This window comes from Rhodococcus sp. JCM 9793 (assembly GCF_055380405.1).
In genome coordinates this window covers 1-18223 of sequence record NZ_AP043719.1, presented here as the reverse complement: position 1 = coordinate 18223, position 18223 = coordinate 1, and the positions used below count along the sequence as shown (strand labels likewise).

Genomic DNA, 18223 nt, shown 5'->3' with positions numbered 1-18223 from the left:
CCGCCAACAGTGCTGCCGCTAGTCCAGTGATCAACTCAGTGCCTCGTCGATCCGTGACCTGATCGCAGGGCTGCGATTGATGCGGCTGCTGCCGAGTCGCCGCAGCAGCAGGCCCCCGAACGCTTCTGCCTCGGATTCCTCTACAGACTGCGTGACACCGCAATCGCGTTGCAGCATCAAAACAGCGAGGTCGTGGCGGTCCAGTGGCAGGTGGTCGATCGCGAGCTCAATTGCTGGCCTTCCGACGTGTCCCAGTGCGATGTGGCCGAGTTCGTGGGCGATGGTCCGTTCCCGCGCGTGGACCCATTTTGCGTAGCGCACTTCGTCGCGGTCGGGATGTCGAACCCACTGCCCGAACACTCCCACCGGTAGATCGGGGCCTTCACAGATAATCAAAGGTCGATTACGTTCCCGTGCAAGGGCGTCCGACATACCGGACAAAGATCGCGCCTCTTCACCTTCCGCGATGCGAAACAGGCGATCTACGGCGTGCGCAACTGCTGCCATGTCTGCCAACTTCCGAGCCTCCTGACACCGGCGTCCCCGCGGCGCCGACAGGTAAACCGTAGTCATCTGGTTTGAGGATCCGTGGCCCAGGTCCGTCCGGGAGGGCCGCGATGTGTCATTCGTTCGACCGACTAGGGTCGATTGAATGTCGATCAGCCTCCGCCCGTCCCGTCGGGATACCGCTTGTGCCGCAATGATGGCAGGAACCTTCCTGCTGACCGCCAGCGTGTTGGCCACGACCTACGCCGCGGATCGCCTCGTGAAGATTCCGCTGACCATCCAGGCGGACACCGTGCACACCGGTACTGCTGAGCTGCTGGATGTAGCCGCCCTCGCCGAGGGAACACTCTTTGTCGATCCCGCCGTGCCGATCACGGTCAACCAGCGCGTCACCGCTCAGGAACCGTCCGACGCGGACGTCGTCACATTGCAGTCCGCATTGCAGATGACGCGGGACGATCGCACCGGAACGGCCGCGATCGTGAATGCGAGTGTCGACCGTGTCACCGTCGACAGACGTACGGGTTTTGCCGTCGAGGAACCGATCGGCGCCATTCAGGGAAATCCCGACGACCCGGCGGATCCTGTCGCCCACGACGGCGCCCAGTTCAAGTTTCCCTTCGACACTCAGAAGCAGTCGTACCCTTACTTCGACACGACCCTCCGCGAGAGTCACGACGTCGACTTCGTGGGAGTGGACCAGCTCGAAGGACTTCCGGTTTACCGGTTTCAACAAGAGATCGCGCCGACCCAAATCAGCGGCGCTGTCACCCTTCCCGCCTCGAGTATGGGGAGGGAGGGCGCGGAGCAGGTGACGATGAATCGCTTCTACGGCATTACGCGTGAGTTCTGGGTCGAGCCGGTCTCCGGCGCAATCGTTAATGTCGCGCAGCACTACCAACAGTATCTCGGGACCGACGTTGATGACCCGGAATCCGTGACGATCATCGACGTGGCGCCCAGGCTCGATGCGCAGTCGCAGAGCGAGCAGATCGCATTCGCGACCAAGTATAAGAACCTGATCCAGTGGGGCACCATGTACGGCCCGATGATTGGAGCAGGGGCCGGATTCGTCCTGCTCATCGGCGGTGTCTATTTGGGTGTGACATCCGGGCGTCGTGGGATGTCGGTGAACCGATCAGAGATGCACAAGGAACCCGAACTCGTTTCCGCTGATTGAGTCATAGGTTCGCCTCCCAGCCGAAGAGCGTTCGCCTGTTGTGAATCGGGTCCGACGTTCTCTCACAGGCGCATTCGGGTGAGCTTGAAAGCGTAAGTACTGCAAGTGGTTCGGAGGATTTGTTTGGTGAACACCGCAAAGTGACTGCACTAAATGTACTTTGAGCTGGAATTTCCACGTCCCTGCGAGGGCTTACTGCGCGTCGCGCAGCTCTGCGTACGCGGCCTCGGCGATGGGTTGGGCCTTGGCGTACTCCGAGGCGGCGGTCTCGCCGTTTTTGTGGAAGTGCTCGTCCTCGACATACTCGCGCTCGTCGGCGTGCTGCACCGCCAACGCATACGCCACTGGATCGCCCGGATCGATGTCCACGGCTGCGGCGTTGTCCATGAACGTGTACGTCGCGGCGCGTACAGCATCGGTGGAATCGGCACCGATGTTGTACGCGAACCGCCACCCGTAAATGTCCCGAATCCCGGTCGCCGGCGCAGCCAGAGACAACCCGGACCTCCAGCCCGTCTCGGCCTGGCCAGAGAGAAGGGCCGCGATCGCCTGCTCAGGCGTGCCCCCGCGTTCTTCCACGGTCTCGACGAGGGCGGTTGCATTGCGTTCGTGGATCTTGAACCCGATATCGGAGCTGTCCTCGCCGAAGACCGACGATGTCGCCGGCGCTGCTGTCGTGCTCGGGGCCGCAGTCGTTGCAGGGCCGGCGGGCTCGTCGCTACCGCACGACACGAGACCGGCGGCGCACGCTGCGATGATCAGGGCGGCGGCAAGGTTCTTCGGCTTCACAGGTCCTCCGGGGTCAGTAGCGGATCTCGTCGATGAGCCAGCGGTCGCCTTCGCGCACGATCGTGACCCACACCGTGGTGTCGGGCTCGACGGTATCGGTGCCGCTGCCGGACACCGCGGTCTGCTTGATGGTGGCCACCCGCTGGACGACGGTGTCGGTGTCCTCGGGACATCCGGAGCACTCGATACTGACGTCGGCGATGACCTTCGCCTGCTGCTCGGCCCACTGCGCCCACTGCACACCGGGCCCGCGTTCGGTGCGGGCGTCGACGATCATCCGCTCGGCAAGGGACTCGGTCAGCCAATCGCGGGCCCGTCCATACGCGTCGTTCTGGGTGGCATCGGTGACCGGGTACCAGGTGAACGCCACGGTCAGTCCTTGCCTCGCGATGTCCTCGGCGGCTTGAGCCGCCGCCGACGGTGTCGTGATTTCCGCAGCCGCAGGAGGGGAAACGGCCGTCGTGGTAGGTGGTGTGGTCGGCGCCGGTGAGCTGGTCGTCGTCGCGCCGGCCGTTTCAGAGCCCTCGACCTCACCCTGGCGGGACACGCATGAATCCGCGGCGAGCCCGACGACCGCGACAGCCAGCACCCCGACGACAAGCTTCTTCGCCCTCACAAGGCCCTCCGATTCGTGTCAAAAGCAGTTGAGCAGCGTAAACGACACGTCCCCTAATTCTCGAACAGGTGAACCCCACTGCCCCGCGCTCCCTTATTCCTGCCGGCAGGGGAGGTCCGTACTCGATGTGCACAACGAGGGTGCAGCTGCCACAGAGACATAGCTCCTCATCCATCCGAAAAACAGTGTGAACAGGCAAGATGACACGTCCCCTCACATCACCCTGCGGGCTTTCATCCCTGCTTGCAGGGGGGCTTCTTTGACCACATCGCCCGTTGTCGGCGCGTGTACCATCTGGCCGTTGCCGGAGTAGATCCCGACGTGGCCGGGCCCGTTGGGACCCCAGCTACCGAAGACGAGATCACCGGGCTGTGCCTGCTCGATCGGGATCTCGACCCCGACCGTCCACTGCTGTTCGGAGGTGCGGGGGAGCGAGATCGTCCCGGCACTGGCTGCGTGGATCGCGAACGAGGTCAGGCCCGAGCAGTCGAATCCTCCACCGCTGGGACCACCGGTTCCACCGCCGCCCCAGACATACGGGGTGCCGAGGTATTCGCGCGCCGCGGCGACGACCTGACCGTTGTCACCCGAGGCATTCGGCAGGAACCGGCCCCGCGAGTTCGGGTTGGTGAACGCCGCGCGTGCCGCGGTGATCTTGGCGACGTAGTTCTGGGTTTCCGCATACGGCGGGATACCGCGGTGCATCAGCACCGCGCCGGGACCGGCGTTGTAGGCCGCCAGCACCAACTCGATCGGATCACCAGGCACCTCGGAGACGTCCTGATGAAGTGCGCACATGAAGTGCGCCTGCGACATCACCGCGTCCCCGATCGAGTTTGGGTCGATGGTGCCGTCGCCGTCGTGGTCTTTGCCCCAAGTGGCCCAGGTGCCGGGTATGAATTGGGCCGGTCCCATCGCGCCGGCGGGGGAGACGGGGGCGTTCGGGCCGTGGCGGAAGTTGTTCTCCTGCTGAAGCTGCGCGGCCAGCAGCGGCGAGTCGATCTCCGGGCACACCCCGCCGGCGCGGCGCAGCCACGGCTCGAACTCGGCCGGCACGGCTCCGAAGGCCAGGTCCCCGCCGCCGGCCATGCCGAATCCGGAGCAGTCGGCGGTCGAACGAGACGCGGAGACGAGCCGGATGTCGCTGTCCTGATCGCCGTCACTGTCGTGGTGGTCGTCGGCGGGCGCCGGTGTCCCGCCGTTCTGCTGGGCGATCTCGGGCAGGACGGTCACCGGGTCGAGCGGGGTGCCGCCCTGCAACCGGCCGCCCTGCCAGTACTCGAAGTGCAGGTGCGGCCCGGTGCTGCTGCCGGCGTTGCCGATGTCGGCGATGTGCTCGCCGGCGGTGACCTGCTGTCCGGCGGTGACGTGGATGCCGTCGGCGAACATGTGCCCGTAGACCGTGCTCACCGGAGAGCCGTCGACATTGGAGTCGATGATCACCCAGTTCTCGAACCCGACCCCGGGTCCTTCACCGGAGGATCCTGCGGCGACCACAATGCCGTCGAGCGCGGCGAGGATGGGTGTGCCGACCGGTCCGGCGAGGTCGTCGCCTTGATGTTGCGTGCCCCAGCGGGCACCGAATCCGGATGTGTGGGTGGTTGTTCCCGGGCGGACGGGTAGCTGGATCGGGCCGGAGATCGAAAGTGCCGCATCCGGTGTAGCCGCTGCGGCGCGGTCGGTCTCGGTCTGGATGGTGCGGCACGGGTCGCGCGGAATCACCAGGGCGCCGGTCGTGCATGCGGCCGTGCCGATGACGACCGAAGCGGCACCGCTGAGTAGGAACGCAGTGCCGGCGCGGCCGAGGTTCACAGCTGTCCTGGGATCGGGGTGTCGAGTTCCGGAATGGGGATCGGGCCTGGCACCGGTACCGGGGCGGGGTCGACCGTGCGGCTCGGCTCGGACTCGGGCGCGTCGGGTTCGGACGACGACTCAGGGGTCGTTGGGGTTGTGGTCGGTGCCGGTCGGGATGTGGATGTGGATGTGGCCGGTGTCGAGTCCATCGAGTCCGCCGACACCTGCGGCAAGGAGGTGGGGGCCGGGACCACTGCGAGTTTCTCTACTTCGGACAGATCCAGTGTCGGCAGGGGAGTGTCGACCACCCACCGCTGGGAGCCGCCCGGCAGCGCGTCGACCACGACGGAGACCGACAGATCCCCGGCTTGCGTCGGGACCCTCACCCGTGCGCTCTGCGTCCCTGCGGCGCCGGTGACCGGAGTGCTCACCGTGGGTCCGGTGATGACCACCGGGGTTCGCGGCCGCGCCGCCACCATGGTGCCTGCGGGAGTGTCCTCTGTGTAGCGGCTCAGCGCGCGGGCCCACTCGGTGTCCGAGAGCGTGGTGTCGACGAAGGTGTGCGCGTACGCCATCGCGGTGGCCGGTGCACTGAAAGTGGCCCAGGCCGCGGTCTTGGTGACCACCATGGACTCGCTGACCTCGCCGAGGTCGTGGCTGATCACGTCCCCAGCCGACGCAGCCGCGACTGCGTCGGCTGTTGCTGTGGTCGAGTCCGCAGCAGTGTTCTCCATGGTCCGTGGCTGCGGGTCCTCGCCGAACACCATGCCGACCAGCGACAAGGTGGCGATGGCACCGACTACCGAGATTGTCAGATTGGTGCGCGAATAGAGCACCCACCGGCGGATCGGCGCGAGCACGGGGTTGGGCCCGGACCGAGTCATCAGAGGTACCTGTCTCTCGGGGTGGGCTCGGACGGGGCGGGCGCATTCCAGACCCGCGGCCGGGGTGCCGGAGCCGCGGTCGACCGCTCCCCGCTCAGGGCGGCGCGTCGTGACTGCCGAGGACCGTTGTTGCCGCTGCCGCTGCCGCTGCCGCTGCCGCTGCCGCTGCCGCTGGCGCTGGCGCTGGCGTTGGTGTTGGCGGGTGCGGACTCGCGGTGGCGGGCCGGGGTGTAGACCTTCATCGGCGCGATAGCCGAGCGATCCCCACCGTCCCACCGCTGCCCGACGCTGGCGGTCAGCAGCTCCTTGCGGGCCGTCCGTTCCTGACGACGACTCTCGGCCTCGTCCTTGTCCAGCCGCCGCCACGCGGAGACACCGGTCGCGGCGGCCCGTTCGGCGGCCGTGCCCTCGATCGGGGTGGCGCCACGGGCAAGGTCGCGGCTGGCGAGGGCGGCGATCCCGGCGATACGAGCATCGCGTTCGGCCACCGGATCTGCTGTCTGGCCGAGTCGTTCGGCGCGGCCCTTGCGCGCGTCTGCTCGTGCCTGCGTCAGCGCCTGCTGCCGGCGGTTGCTCAGGCCGCGCCCTTCGGGCCTGCTCACAGTGGTGGTCTTACCCTCGACCTGGGTATCGCTGGCGTCGTCGGCGCCGCGGCCCCTACTCGCGAAGCGTTCACCGGCCTTGGCTGCGATCGCTCCGCCGGGCCCGCCGAGTGCCGCTCCCGCGGCAGCGAACGCTTTGGTCTTGAGAGACTGCTTCATACCGCGGGCCTTGCGGTTGACCATGCTCGCGCTGTTCTGGGTGAAGGTCTGGTTCATGCGTTTGAACGGGCGCATGATCGCCCAGCACACGACGGTCAGCAGGATCATGAACCACAGTCGCCACGTCCCGTCGACATGCCCGTCGTCATTGACATACAGCTGCACGAGCGCCATCAGGTAGAGCGCGACGATGACCGCGCCGGCCACACCCCACATGTAGGCGGTGGCGAGCATGCGCAGGATGCGGGCCAGCCAACCGCCACCAGCGAGCGCGAGCGGCACCCACAACGGCGCGAACAGGATCGCGAACCGGATCGCGAGCAGCGCAGTGATCTTCAGCAGCGAGGCACCGATCCACAACATCGACGGCATGGCCAGCTTGATCATCCCGAGGAACCCGGTGGAGGTGCGACCGGAGTCCTTGCCCTGGAACTGGTAATAGGACAACTGGTAGTCGGATTCGAGGGCACCGACGATCTCGCGGAACTTGTCGGCCTTCTGCTCGGCCAGCTCGGCCTGGGCCTGCGGATCGTCCTTGACCTGCTGCTGTTCCTCGTACGAGAAGGCCAGCGCATCGCGCAGCTTCGGACCGAGATTGGCCGGGTCGTCGACGTCGTAGTTGGCGCCGAACCAGCCCGTGCGCCAGTCCGGGAGAAAGACCTTGTCGATCAGCACGTTCTTCGGGTCGGTGGGTCCACCGGTGAGTGTGCCGTCGCCCGGGCCGTTCCCGAACTGCACCGAGAGAATCTGGTCCTGGGTTTCGGTGATCAGCGAGCCGAACGTCTCGTCGGCGACCTGGACCGCCTTCTGCGGGGCGCCGACGAACAGTGCGCCGAGCATCAGTCCGGCAACGGCGATCGCGGAGGTTTTCGTGACGCCGGCGGCATCTGCCTTCAATGCTTTCCACAGCACGATCGCGGCAACCACCGTCAGGGCGATCCCCAGCCACTGTGTGTAGACCCCGCTCATGCCCTCGGAGATCGAATAGACGATGCGGTCGAACTGCGTTATCGCAGGCGTGATGCCCGCTTCGGCAGCGTCCTGTCTGGTCTTGGTCTGGTCGTCGAGCCAGAACGCCGCGGCCGCCAGAGATTTGCCGATCGTCAAGAAGGCGTTGCCGAGTGTAGTGTCACCGACCGCGCCGGGGGCTTTGACCAGATCTTCACCGCAGCCGAGGTCGTAGGTGTGCCATTTCAGGCCGGCCCAGCCGTAGCTCTCGTAGCCGGTGCCACCGCCACCGTCGCGGGGTGACCGGTTGGCGCTGGACGAATCGAAGTTCGTCTCGATGACTTCGTTGGGGAACTCCGGTGCCGGGACTTCCTTGCAGTCGAATCCGCTCGCCGCGGCTACGCCGGTGCCCACGCCGATCAGTGAGATCGCCGAGAGCATGAGCACGGCCAGAACGCGCGCTATCAGCCCCGTACGCCACCCGGAACGGCGCGGGGCAGGGCAGTGCCCGTGCAGCGCGGCTCGGGGCCGTTGCGCGCTCATGACGCGCCGCCCATCGCAGCGCGGGTCGCCCGCGAATCCAACGCCTCGAATACATGCGCCAGGTGCACGAAGTGCGTCCAGTCCGAACGGATCAACTCGATGTCGTCGGCCATCTTCACGATGAACCTGCGCGCCTGATCCACACGCTCGGTATCGGTATCCGGATCGAAAGTGTCTTCACCGCCGCCACCGAGGTCGGCCAACAGTGCCTCGTAGCCTTCACCGGCCGGCAGGTTCAACAGCTTCAAGGCGCCCGCGATGGCGTGGGCGTTGCCCCCGAGATCACCGATGATCACCTCATACGTCAGCGCCGACTTGTCGTCGGTGCCGTCGACACCGAGATAGTCATCCGGCAACTGCGAACACACCAGAGCACGGACCTTGTACTTACGCGAATCACGCGCGATACGCAGATTCAACGTGCGGCCGGCGCCGGTCTGCTCGAGGTACTTGTTCTCGTCGAGGAACAGCACTTTGCGCTCGTAGCGGGGCAGCTCGTAGACGAGCCGGTTGGCCAGCCACGCGGCCATGTGCATCAACGGGCCGGCCATCCGCTGCTGCGGCGTCCACTGTGCCGGGTCGGTGCCCTCGGGCGGCAGTTGCAGACCGGGCATCGTCAACACCGTGAGACGAATGCGATCGCCTGCGACGTCGTCCGCGTCTGCGGTGGTCCCGCGCTCGGGGAAGAGCACTCGGGCCTCGGCGAGATCGGACATCATCGTCAAGTCCTGGTACACGCTCTTCGCGCAGGTCCGCAGGTCGACGTTCTCGTCCTCGCCGGCGAGTGTGGCGATGGCCTCGAGGACTTCACGCAAATTGTGGTGCCGCTCGCCGCCGACCGTGTTCGCCGCCGTCTGAAGCACCGTCTCGGTCCACTCGTGATCGAGCCGCGCAGGGGTAAGCATCATCTTCAGGACCGATACCGCCACGGAGATCCGCTCTGCGGCCGCGGCCCGCACATCGGCTTCGTACTGCGACTGCGCTGCCGCCGCTCGGTCGAGATCGTCGGCGTAATCCGGGTTCGCGGGGTTGTAGTCGGGGTCGTCGCGGCGCGGATCGACGATCACCCGATACGGGTTGAGCGAACCCGGGCGCGAGGTGCGGCCGGTCAGTGCCTGGACTTCGGCGATGCCGCGGAACTCGGGTAGCTGCGCGAGTTTCTTGAGTGGTCCGGACGGGTCGAGCACCACACCGTAGGCGCCGGCCCGCACGGCTTGGTAGAGCAGCACGCCCGCGAGGAACGTCTTGCCCGAGCCGGGGACCGCGACGATCGGTGTCAGACCGGACTTGTCCTTGGTCTCGTGTGCTGCGAACAGATCCCACACCGCGGGCCGCGGTGCGATCGACGCGGTTTCCCCGATTACCACGCCGGTGCGGTCCCCGATGCGGTCGCCGACCGCGGCCATGCCGGCGGAGAGCGATTCGACGTTCATGCGTCGGCAGTGCGCGATGTTCGCCAGTGGTTCGCCGGGCATGAATTCGCGCAACAGTTGGTATTGGCCGTGTTCCTGTTCGAGGCGGATGTGCGGGGCGTACATCTCCTGGAGCATCGAGACCTTCTCCTTGGCCTCCGCCGGTGTCGAACCCACCACGACGACCCGATACCAGCCTTCGGTGCGCACCGACAGACCCGAATGGTCTTCCTCGATGTCGGAGATCACCCGCTGCGCGAGCGCGTGCTGCTCGGCGAGTTCCTGGGGCGGCACCTGGTCGTGTTCGACGGTGTAGTGGTCGAACTGCGCCTCGATGCTCGAGGTCAACCGGCGCAACGTGTTGACGGTCTGATTCTTGGTCTTCAGGCGGATGCGCTCGGACCATTCGAGCGGTTCACCGGACTGGTCGCCGATGACCTGCCACGGCAGCATCCGCTCCGGGATCGGCAACGGCGCCATACGCCCGACCGTGAGCACGATCGCGTAGCCGGTGCAGTCGCGGCCCCCGACCTGACCGCGCACGGTGGTGTAGCCGTCGCCGGGGGTCAGTGAGAGGTCGGTGAGGTCTTCGAGCGCAGCCACATCGGACTGCTCCCACTCGCCGCCGCCGGAGATCACACCGTCCGCGTCGAGGGGCAGTCCGAGCGAGGCCGAGCGCAGCAGCAGATAGTCCATCTGTGCGGCGGTGGCCGGCCGAGCAGCCGCGCCCTGTCCCGACAGGATGCGCTCGACCGCCGCGAGGTGATCGGCGATCGCTTTCTGCTCGTTGAGGAACGCGGTGCGTGCCCACGAGCGGACCAGCTTGGCCACGCGCCCCACCAGCGGGGCATCGACGACGGGAAGCAACCACGCGGAGACGGTGTCGAGCCCGATCGCCAGCGCCCCGCGCGGCGGCAACTCGACACCCCAGTAGCGGCCCTTCTGCGTCGGGTTGCCCCACAACAGCGCGTGCTGCTGACCGCGCAGATAGTCCGACCACGACAGAGCACCCGGGACGTCGGGTATCGGCTCGGCCCACGTGTCGTGCGCCTGTGCCCACTGCCGCACCGGCCAGGGGGTGCGCACCAGACGGCGGTGCAGTCCGGTCACCCCGGCTTCGGCGAGGTTCGCCAGCACCAGGGCTTCGCTTTGGATGTAGCGGCGCTGCCGGCCCACCGGGCGCATGTTCCATGGCCCGGGCGGCTGGACGAACCACGCGGTGGACTGCGTGCGGGTGCGGGTGACGTTGCCTTCGACCCCGACCAGCCCGAGGCGCACCGCTTTGCGGTCGCGGTCGGCGCGCGTGCGCGCCGCTGTGGCCTGCCGGATGAAGTCTTTGTCTGCGTCGGTGTTTTTGCCACGCTTTGTGCGCCTGCGCGAGCGTGTGCCGGTCGGTGGTTCGGCGTCGAGCGGGGCCGCCGGAGCGGGCGGCGCCATGCTGCTGTCGGGCATCCGGGACCACGCCAGTTCCGGCGCCGGCATCGGAGCGGACGCAGCGGGTGTGGGGCCGCGTCCTGCCGCCATTGCGGCCGCCCATGACGGGGGGAGCGCGCCCGGGGGAACGACCGCGGGTTCGGGCTCGTCGAAGTTCGGATCGAACAGCGCGGCGATGTCGTTGTCGGACTGCATGGTCATCGGGAGAGGTTCCCTTCGTTCGACGAGGTGTCGGTGTCGCGGGTGACGAGGTCGCCGGAGTGCAACCCGCTGTCGTGGTCCTGTGCGCTACGCGAGGTACGGAAAGCGGCGGGGATGCGGACCGTGACGGTCTGACCCTGTTTGGGTGGGCGCGGTGCGGTCAGGTCGTTCCACGCGGCCTTGACCACCGACCGGACCGGGCGGTCGGCATTGACGTACTTCGTCACCTTCGAGGTCAGCACCGCGCTGACCCCGACGATCACCACGAGCGAGGTGTAGCTCAGCGGCACCTGCACGAGTGCGCGAGCAATGACGAAGACGGTCACCAAGATGACCGCGCCGAGTCCGACCGCGGCGTAGCGCAGCCGGAACGGCAGCGTGAAACCGGTCGGGCCGAGATAGTGCCGATCCACGCGGTGCAGCATGTCGTCGTTGTCGATCACGGTCGGTGCCCTTCGCTGGTCGGTCGGTGCTCGCGCATGGTGCTCACGCGACCTGGATGCCGATCAGACCGAGCACCCAGTTGCCGATTCCGGTCGCCGCGTCCGGATTGGTGGCGATGCCCATGTACGCCATGCCGATGAGCGAGAGACCGCCGACGGTGACCACCTTCGAGAAGTTGCCGCGCAGACCACCCATCAACACCACACATGCGATCAGCACGAGAATCGTGAAGACGATGTTGTCTTCGATCCACGCCCGGACACCGGTGGTGCTGACCTCAGTGGTCTGGGCGAGCGCGTCGCCGCGCGGGACGTTCGCGGTCACCAGTTCGGCAAAGCTCGATGCGAGAGACATGAACACTCCAGTGGTGGTTCGGTCGGTACACCCGAGATGGGATGGCCGAGACCGTAAAACGGCAACGCGAATTCCCCCAACCAGGTGAACACGCCCACCGTCCGCATCCGCCGAGGTCGACGGGCAGATCGAACGCGAAAAACACGCATCGACACACGAAACCGGAAACCGGTGCAGATATGACGCGGCTGACGGTGCGCCGCAGCGGTGTTCACACGCGCGATCTCAGCGCACACGAAGTGTTGCGTTCGTCGGTGCATTTCGGATGCCTATGGGGTGGTAGAAGCTCTATGCCCACATAGGGGTGCTCAGTACGCATATACCGGCGCCGTGCGCACACAGTGCGAGAGCGGGGTTCGACGAGCGGTGATCGGACCGGGGAGAAGGACAGCGCGGAGCGCGTCGAATGAGCTCAGGGAAGGGCGCTCGAATGAGCGCTCGAAAACAGCGATGGATTCGGGGGCGGATTTCAGCGGTGGATTCGACCGCTCGAAAAAGCGTTCGCGGGGGCCACCCCTCCGGGGTCACTCCCCCCCGGCGTTCCTTGGGGGGGAGTGTAACTCAGAATTCCGCCGGGAGCCAACGCTATTCGCAACCGCCCACGTCGGACGCTCTCCGGAGCGCTCGATTCACCGGTTGAGCACACGCTCGATGATCGTGTGCGTCAGCGCCGTGATGAGCGTTCGAGACACCGCTCGCGAGAGCGAGTGCACGCGCTCGGTCGAGCGCTCACCGCAGTGGTACGCGAACGCTGTGTGGACCGCTCGAATGAGCGCTCGACTCAGTGGTGTGCGACTGCTGTGTGCACCGCTCGAATGAGCGCTCATCGCAGCGTGATGTGAGTGCGTTCTCGACCGCTGCGCCGAGCGCTCACCGCAGCGATGCGTGAGCACTGTGCACACCGCTGCGGTCAGCGCTCGAGCGACGGTGAAATCGAGCGCCGAACACGCCTCGCTCCCGACACGCTTCGAACATGTTGGACGGCACAACAATCGGCCGGGCACGACCCGCACCCAGAATCGTCCCGCCCGAGCGCGCAGAAGGTGTTCACCTGCTTGGTGAAAACGGGGACCCTCTGCAACTCTTCTCGCGGGCACGAACAGAACCTCGCCCCGAACGAGACCGACACGAGCGAAAGGCGCAGGCAGTGAGCGGAACTCCAGACCCACTCAAAGACTGGGCAGTCGCGGCGTGGCGCGATATGTTCGGCGACACCACCGGCCCTCGCGGCGGTCAGGTCCGCGACGACCGGCCTACTGGTGTCCGACGCTTCGTACCCGCCTCACCGCTGACGGCCGTGCCTGCCGCAGTAGCGTTCTACAGCCCGAACCTCGTTGCCTCCGCTACCGGCAACGCCACGGCGCTCGACGCGCTGACTCAGTTGCACGACTACCGGTGGCCGCTGGCAGTGGTGACCGTCCCACTGATCGCCGCCGACATCTCCCGCTACCGCGCTCGCCGCTGGAGGCAGATGCTCGACTCGATGGTCCGGCAGAGCACCGGCCACCTGCCCACGAAAATCACCGCTACGCCGACGGCCGGCGGTCGCACGATGCGCCGCGCGAGGATCACGATGCCGCGCGGCGCGGTGATCCGGCCCAAGCAGCTCGAGGAGTTCTCCCGCTCGGTCGAATCCGCGTTCGGTGGCAGCGAGTCGTGGGCGATGACGGTGCGCCACGACGCGCGCCGCGACCGCCTGGTCATCACCCGCACCCCGATAGCCCCCGACACCCGCAGCGAACGACAGAAATCTCTGCAAGCGGCGCTCGACGGCGCGTCGATCTTCTCCGGCCCGAAGGTCACCGTCGACAGCATCGACGACAGCGGTATCGAGACCGGGTACCGGGTCGGGTTCGAGAAGTCGATGAACGCCGGATCCCCGGGTTTCCAGATGAAAGTCGACGAAGCGCTCGCGTCGTTGGCCGGCCCGCACGAGTCCGGCCGGAACTGGACCACCGACTGGTACCCGGAACGGGGCTACCTGGTGATGCGTCTGGTCACCGCCATGCCCACCCGGGTGGACCATCCGCTGGAACTGGTCGACGAGAACCTGCGGCACCTGCCCTATGCGACCGGCAGCGCCGACCGGATCATGTTCTGGGATGTGTCCACCAGTTCCAACAAGCCGCACTGCCTGATCGTCGGCCCCACCGGCGGCGGTAAGACCTCGGTGATCCGCACACTGCTCACCGAAGCCGCACGCCGCGGTATCCCGTTCGTGGGGGTCGATCCGAAGATGATCGAACTCGACGGACTCGAAGGGTATCCGGGGTGCGGGGCGATCATCTACGACGCGCTGCGCGCAGCGATGTTCGTGCGCGCCCTGCACACCGAGATGATGGCCCGCAACGCCTACATCCACCAGATGAAGATCGAAGGCTCGCAGCTGCCGCTGATGATCGCGGTGCTCGACGAATTCTTCATCCTCTCGGGCAAGTGGCAGCGCCTGGCCAAGACCGGCGACGACGAGACGAAGGCGTTGCTCAAAGAGCTCGATCCGCTCGGTGCGTGGGCGGATCTGGCGGTGCTCGCACGGTCGGCCGGTATCCGCTTGTTGCTCGGGGTGCAGCGTCCGGATGCGTCCCTGTTCGGCGGCGCCTCGGGTAACGCGCGTGACAACTTCGGCACCCGTATTTCGCTCGGCAACCTCTCGCAGGACGGCGCGCTGATGATGTGGGGCGATTCCACTGTCGGGCGTGAGGTCGACACGTCGGTCAAGGGCCGCGGGATCGCGCTCGGTGACGACGGCAATCCGGTCGATGCGCAGATGTGGTGGACCCCGAACGTCGACAAGCATCCGAACAAGTGGAACCAGCTGTCCGGCAGCGAGAAGGCGATCATCGAGGGCCTGCTTCCGGTCGAGGCGCCGCAGTTCACGTGCTACTCGCCGGAGCTGGCCGAGTTCATCGAATCCGAACGCGCGCTGGCGAAGCGGGCTCGCAGCCACGGCAGCGGGCCCGAACCGATCGTCATCGGGGCGGGCCGCGGCGACGAGGCCGCGGTGTCGATGGCCAAGCGCGTCCCCGAACCCGAGCCGGAACCGGAGCTCGACGACGACTTCGCCGATGCCATTCCGGCGTCGAGTGTGACCGCGGGACAGACCGTGCTGATCGACGACGAGGACGGCGAGCTGGTGCCGGTCACCGTCGACGACGTCGAGGTCCGCCGCGGCCGCAAGGGCGAGGTGATCGAAACGGTCCTGATCGTGGGCACCGGCCGGGTGAAAACCCGCATCGTCTTCGACGCGACCGGCGTCGTTGCCCTGCCCGATCCCGATCTCGTAGGAGCCTGCGCATGACGACCTCGGACCACCGCGACGGCGCGCCTGCTGCGGTTGCGACCGCCGCGGGTGATGTGGCCGACGCACAGTTCCGGTCCACGGCCGTGCCCGAACGCGTGCGCGCGATCGTCGCCGCCCGAATCCGTGCCTGGCAGCCCGTTCCGAGGGTTGTCGATCCGATGTTCCCTCGCCCCTGATCCGCACACGTAGTCACCACCGAAAGGAAAATCCATGACCCGCCGTATCTCCCAGTCGATCACCCCCACCACCGAGGACGTCGCCGCGCTGCGTGGCCCGTTCGTCGCCAAGGGCGCCAACGATCCGGTCATCGCCGCGCTACGCGAGTACTTCAAGGCGTCGGTGCCGACATGGTTGCCCAAGCTCGACGAGAAGCAGGAACTCACCCGCGAACGCCTCGCCGAGATCCGCGAGGCCGGGGCCAAGCGCCGCGCGGTCATCGAAGCACTGCCCGACGGTAAGGCCCGCGAGAAGGCCCTGGCCGAGCTGGAGCAGACCGAGGCCGTCGTCGAGGACATGGACACCGCACTGGCCGGCGCCGGTGCCTTCGGCGGGAACTGACGATGGCGCCGACCGTGGACATCGAGGCGACCTCCGCGACGACCGCGCGCGCGACGCTCGCCGGTGCGGACGTGCCGCCGATGGAACTGACCGCGACCGAGGACAAGGCACTGGCTGCTGTCGTGCACGAGTTCGTGCGCAGTATCGCGGTCGAGCAGCAGTCCGCTGTCGAGGTCGTCTACCGGACGGGTAAAGACACCCGGTTCCTCACGGTCGGCACCGACGGCAAGCTCACCGAGAGCGCCCCGAGCGTGCCCATTCCGGTCGTGGCGACCGAGCCCGTCCCGGTGGCCGCGGAGCCTGTCTCCGCGGCGCCGGCCGGGCCGGTGATGGTGCCCGCCGAACCGATCACCTACGAGGTGCCCGCCCAGCCCGTCCGGACAGCCGCACGGCCCGCACCGTCCCCCACACCCACCGCGGCGCCGGTTCGGTCCGCAGACGCGGCCACAGGGCCGCTCCGTGGTCCGCTGCCGGTGTTGTCCGCGCCGGGTGTGAACCCCGCTGCGGGGAAACCGGCCCGGATCGGGATGCGGGGCCGCCTCAACGCGATGCTCGGCCTGACCCTCGCCCCGAAAGCGGACTCGCTCGAGATGCGGCTGCGCGATGCGCAGGCCACGATCGCCGGGCCGCTGCCGGAGAGCGCGGTGATCACCTTCGTCAACCTCAAAGGCGGCGTCGGCAAAACCCCGATGTCGATCGCCCTGGCCGAAACGATCGCCGAATACCGTGGCCCCGCCACGACCGCGTGCATCGACCTCGGAGAGATCGGCGGCAGCTTCGCCGACCGCGTCGCGGTCCCCCCGGCCGGCGGTCAGGACGCGGCGGCGCTGCTCGCTGACCTCGGCGCGGCGCCGCAGCAGGTGCGCCCGTCCACCCTCAGCCGCTACCTGACCCGCCAGCCCAGCGGCTCGTACGTCATCGCCGGAAAGGCGGAGTCCGCGGCGCCGCTGAGCTTTCAGGACGCTGCCACGCTCGGGGCGATCCTCGAACGCCACTACGATCTGCTGCTCGCCGACACCGGCAACGCCAGCCACGCCGGTAGTTGGCAGTGGGCGATCACCGCCGCGCACACGGTCGTTGTTCCGGTCCCGCTGCGCCGCGACGCCGCCGTGGTCGCCCAGCGCACCCTCTCCGCGATCTCCGCGGTCCGCCCCGATGTGCTCGCTCGCACCGTCGTGGTCATCACGGACGGTCCCGGGGATGCGCCGATGGTCGAGACCGAGGCCGTGGAGGCGTTCACCGCGCTCGGGGTGTCGGTGTGCCGGATGCCGTTCGAGCCGGTCTTCGCCTCGGGGGAGCGGATCGTGCTCTCGCAGTTGCGTCGTGAGACCCGCGACGCGTTGACGGTGCTCGCGGCGACCGTCACCCGGATCGGTCGTGGTGCTGCTGGCTGAGTTGTTGCCCCCGCTGCGCGGTGGGCCCCGTCTTCATTTCTTCACCGACTTTCACCGAGGGGTACAGATGAGCATCGAAACCTATTCCGGAAACCGCGCCGCGCGCCGCGCACAGGGTCGCCGTCGCCGCCGGTCGGCGAAGACCACCGCGACGGCGCTGGCGGTGGCCACCGCCGCGTTCGGGATGTCCACGATGGTGGCGGGCCCGGCGGCGGCCGAGCCGATCCAGGGCGGCGTGACCGGAGGTACCACCCAGGAGGGTGTGACCAGCGGGGCGCAGACCGGCGGCACCACCACTACGACCCCGGCACCGACCGTCTCGGAGCCGAAAGCCGAGAGCAGTTTCTGGGTGGCGCCGCCGGCGCAGTACAACCAGGGCACGCGTGCCTATGATCCGCAGACCGGTGGCGGTGTCACCGTCGTGGACTACTCCACGGACTACACCGACTACACCGACTACACCGACTACTCCGGCGGCTACTCGACCGACTACTCCGGCGGTGGCACCTGGAACGCGGAGCCGACTCCGCAGGCCCCGGCCCCGGCTGTGGTCGCCGGGCCGACCCTGCCCATCGAAGCTCCGGCCGACAAGATGCGTTTCGGCCGCGTGATCTTCGATCAGCCGGCCTGGGTCTCCGACATCGACGCCGAACGCACCAACCGCACCACCGCGGTCATCGAGGCGATGGTGACCGACCTCCACAAGTCGACCGGCACCATGGACTCCGACGAGGCCGAGAAGCTCGCCTCCGCGCAGGTCGCCGGAACAGCGGTCGGCACGGGCGTCGGTTTCGTGACCGGATGCACCGCGGCGGGCGTGCCCACCGCTCTGGCGTTGGCCACGGTCGGTGGTATCGGCGGTGCCGGGCTGGGCACGATGGTTCCGCTGCCGGTCCCCGGGGTTGCGCCGGTCACCTCCGGGGTGGCGGGCACCGGCCTCGGGGCGGCTGTCGGTTTCGGTGTGGGATGCGCCGTCGGCGGTGGTCTCGGCGCGCTCGGTGGTGGCCTGGCCGGGTACGGCCTCGGTACCGCCTACGGTGCGGGGGAAGATGCCACCCCGATCGAGGTCGAGGTGCCCGAGGTCGAGTCCGAGCAGATCACCG

At 67.5% G+C, this 18223-nt stretch carries 15 protein-coding genes; 6 read left to right on the top strand and 9 right to left on the bottom strand.

Annotation, left to right across the window (positions count from 1 at the left end; all coding sequences use genetic code 11):
• Positions 1–30: 30 nt before the first annotated feature.
• Positions 31–366 (bottom strand): hypothetical protein, encoded by a 336-nt coding sequence (locus ACZ46K_RS00905; RefSeq protein ID WP_464743322.1) that lies wholly within the window; start codon positions 364–366, stop codon positions 31–33.
• A 286-nt stretch (positions 367–652) separates the two neighbouring features.
• On the opposite strand from ACZ46K_RS00905, the gene pgfA reads away from it, so the two are divergent.
• On the top strand, positions 653–1687 hold the full coding sequence (gene pgfA / locus ACZ46K_RS00900) for a cell envelope lipid trafficking protein PgfA (RefSeq protein WP_054807324.1): 1035 nt from the start codon (positions 653–655) through the stop codon (positions 1685–1687).
• A gap of 192 nt (positions 1688–1879) precedes the next feature.
• Here pgfA and ACZ46K_RS00895 read toward each other — a convergent pair whose 3' ends face one another.
• The 8 genes from ACZ46K_RS00895 to ACZ46K_RS00860 form a co-directional block, all read right to left on the bottom strand.
• Positions 1880–2476 carry a hypothetical protein gene (locus tag ACZ46K_RS00895; protein ID WP_054807325.1) on the bottom strand — a complete coding sequence of 199 codons (597 nt, stop codon included), beginning with the start codon at positions 2474–2476 and terminating at the stop codon, positions 1880–1882.
• Positions 2477–2489: 13 nt separating this feature from the next.
• Positions 2490–3092 carry a hypothetical protein gene (locus tag ACZ46K_RS00890; protein ID WP_054810607.1) on the bottom strand — a complete coding sequence of 201 codons (603 nt, stop codon included), beginning with the start codon at positions 3090–3092 and terminating at the stop codon, positions 2490–2492.
• Positions 3093–3305: 213 nt separating this feature from the next.
• The gene (locus tag ACZ46K_RS00885; RefSeq protein WP_464743320.1) at positions 3306–4904 is read right to left on the bottom strand and encodes a peptidoglycan DD-metalloendopeptidase family protein; all 1599 of its coding nucleotides are present in this window, start codon (positions 4902–4904) and stop codon (positions 3306–3308) included.
• On the bottom strand, positions 4901–5770 hold the full coding sequence (locus ACZ46K_RS00880; protein WP_464743318.1) for a hypothetical protein: 870 nt from the start codon (positions 5768–5770) through the stop codon (positions 4901–4903). Before ACZ46K_RS00880 ends, ACZ46K_RS00885 begins: the two co-directional genes overlap by 4 nt.
• Positions 5770–8022 carry a hypothetical protein gene (locus ACZ46K_RS00875; protein WP_464743316.1) on the bottom strand — a complete coding sequence of 751 codons (2253 nt, stop codon included), beginning with the start codon at positions 8020–8022 and terminating at the stop codon, positions 5770–5772. Before ACZ46K_RS00875 ends, ACZ46K_RS00880 begins: the two co-directional genes overlap by 1 nt.
• Positions 8019–11069, bottom strand: a complete 3051-nt coding sequence (locus ACZ46K_RS00870) for an ATP-binding protein (protein WP_464743314.1) — start codon at positions 11067–11069, stop codon at positions 8019–8021. Before ACZ46K_RS00870 ends, ACZ46K_RS00875 begins: the two co-directional genes overlap by 4 nt.
• Complete coding sequence (locus ACZ46K_RS00865; RefSeq protein ID WP_330136748.1) at positions 11066–11512, bottom strand: hypothetical protein; 447 nt, start codon at positions 11510–11512, stop codon at positions 11066–11068. Before ACZ46K_RS00865 ends, ACZ46K_RS00870 begins: the two co-directional genes overlap by 4 nt.
• A 43-nt stretch (positions 11513–11555) precedes the next feature.
• The gene (locus ACZ46K_RS00860; RefSeq protein WP_054807647.1) at positions 11556–11867 is read right to left on the bottom strand and encodes a hypothetical protein; all 312 of its coding nucleotides are present in this window, start codon (positions 11865–11867) and stop codon (positions 11556–11558) included.
• Between the two features lie 1147 nt (positions 11868–13014).
• On the opposite strand from ACZ46K_RS00860, the gene ACZ46K_RS00855 reads away from it, so the two are divergent.
• From ACZ46K_RS00855 to ACZ46K_RS00835, 5 genes are all read left to right on the top strand, one after another.
• Complete coding sequence (locus ACZ46K_RS00855) at positions 13015–15165, top strand: type IV secretory system conjugative DNA transfer family protein (protein WP_464743312.1); 2151 nt, start codon at positions 13015–13017, stop codon at positions 15163–15165.
• Positions 15162–15344 (top strand): hypothetical protein, encoded by a 183-nt coding sequence (locus ACZ46K_RS00850; RefSeq protein ID WP_054808043.1) that lies wholly within the window; start codon positions 15162–15164, stop codon positions 15342–15344. The genes ACZ46K_RS00855 and ACZ46K_RS00850 overlap by 4 nt, the downstream gene beginning before the upstream one ends.
• Before the next feature lie 34 nt (positions 15345–15378).
• On the top strand, positions 15379–15726 hold the full coding sequence (locus ACZ46K_RS00845; RefSeq protein ID WP_330136750.1) for a hypothetical protein: 348 nt from the start codon (positions 15379–15381) through the stop codon (positions 15724–15726).
• A gap of 2 nt (positions 15727–15728) precedes the next feature.
• Complete coding sequence (locus ACZ46K_RS00840) at positions 15729–17120, top strand: ParA family protein (RefSeq protein ID WP_330136751.1); 1392 nt, start codon at positions 15729–15731, stop codon at positions 17118–17120.
• 67 nt (positions 17121–17187) lie between these two features.
• On the top strand, positions 17188–18223 hold a 1036-nt coding region (locus tag ACZ46K_RS00835), incomplete at its 3' end, for an insoluble domain protein (RefSeq protein ID WP_464743310.1).

Excerpts from the sequence above, each read along its gene's own strand:
- pgfA (WP_054807324.1), top strand. The coding sequence starts at position 653 with ATGTCGATCAGCCTCCGCCCGTCCCGTCGGGATACCGCTTGTGCCGCA.
- ACZ46K_RS00840 (WP_330136751.1), top strand. The coding sequence starts at position 15,729 with ATGGCGCCGACCGTGGACATCGAGGCGACCTCCGCGACGACCGCGCGC.
- ACZ46K_RS00880 (WP_464743318.1), bottom strand. The coding sequence starts at position 5,770 with ATGACTCGGTCCGGGCCCAACCCCGTGCTCGCGCCGATCCGCCGGTGG.
- ACZ46K_RS00850 (WP_054808043.1), top strand. The coding sequence starts at position 15,162 with ATGACGACCTCGGACCACCGCGACGGCGCGCCTGCTGCGGTTGCGACC.
- ACZ46K_RS00870 (WP_464743314.1), bottom strand. The coding sequence starts at position 11,069 with ATGACCATGCAGTCCGACAACGACATCGCCGCGCTGTTCGATCCGAAC.
- ACZ46K_RS00845 (WP_330136750.1), top strand. The coding sequence starts at position 15,379 with ATGACCCGCCGTATCTCCCAGTCGATCACCCCCACCACCGAGGACGTC.
- ACZ46K_RS00875 (WP_464743316.1), bottom strand. The coding sequence starts at position 8,022 with ATGAGCGCGCAACGGCCCCGAGCCGCGCTGCACGGGCACTGCCCTGCC.
- ACZ46K_RS00860 (WP_054807647.1), bottom strand. The coding sequence starts at position 11,867 with ATGTCTCTCGCATCGAGCTTTGCCGAACTGGTGACCGCGAACGTCCCG.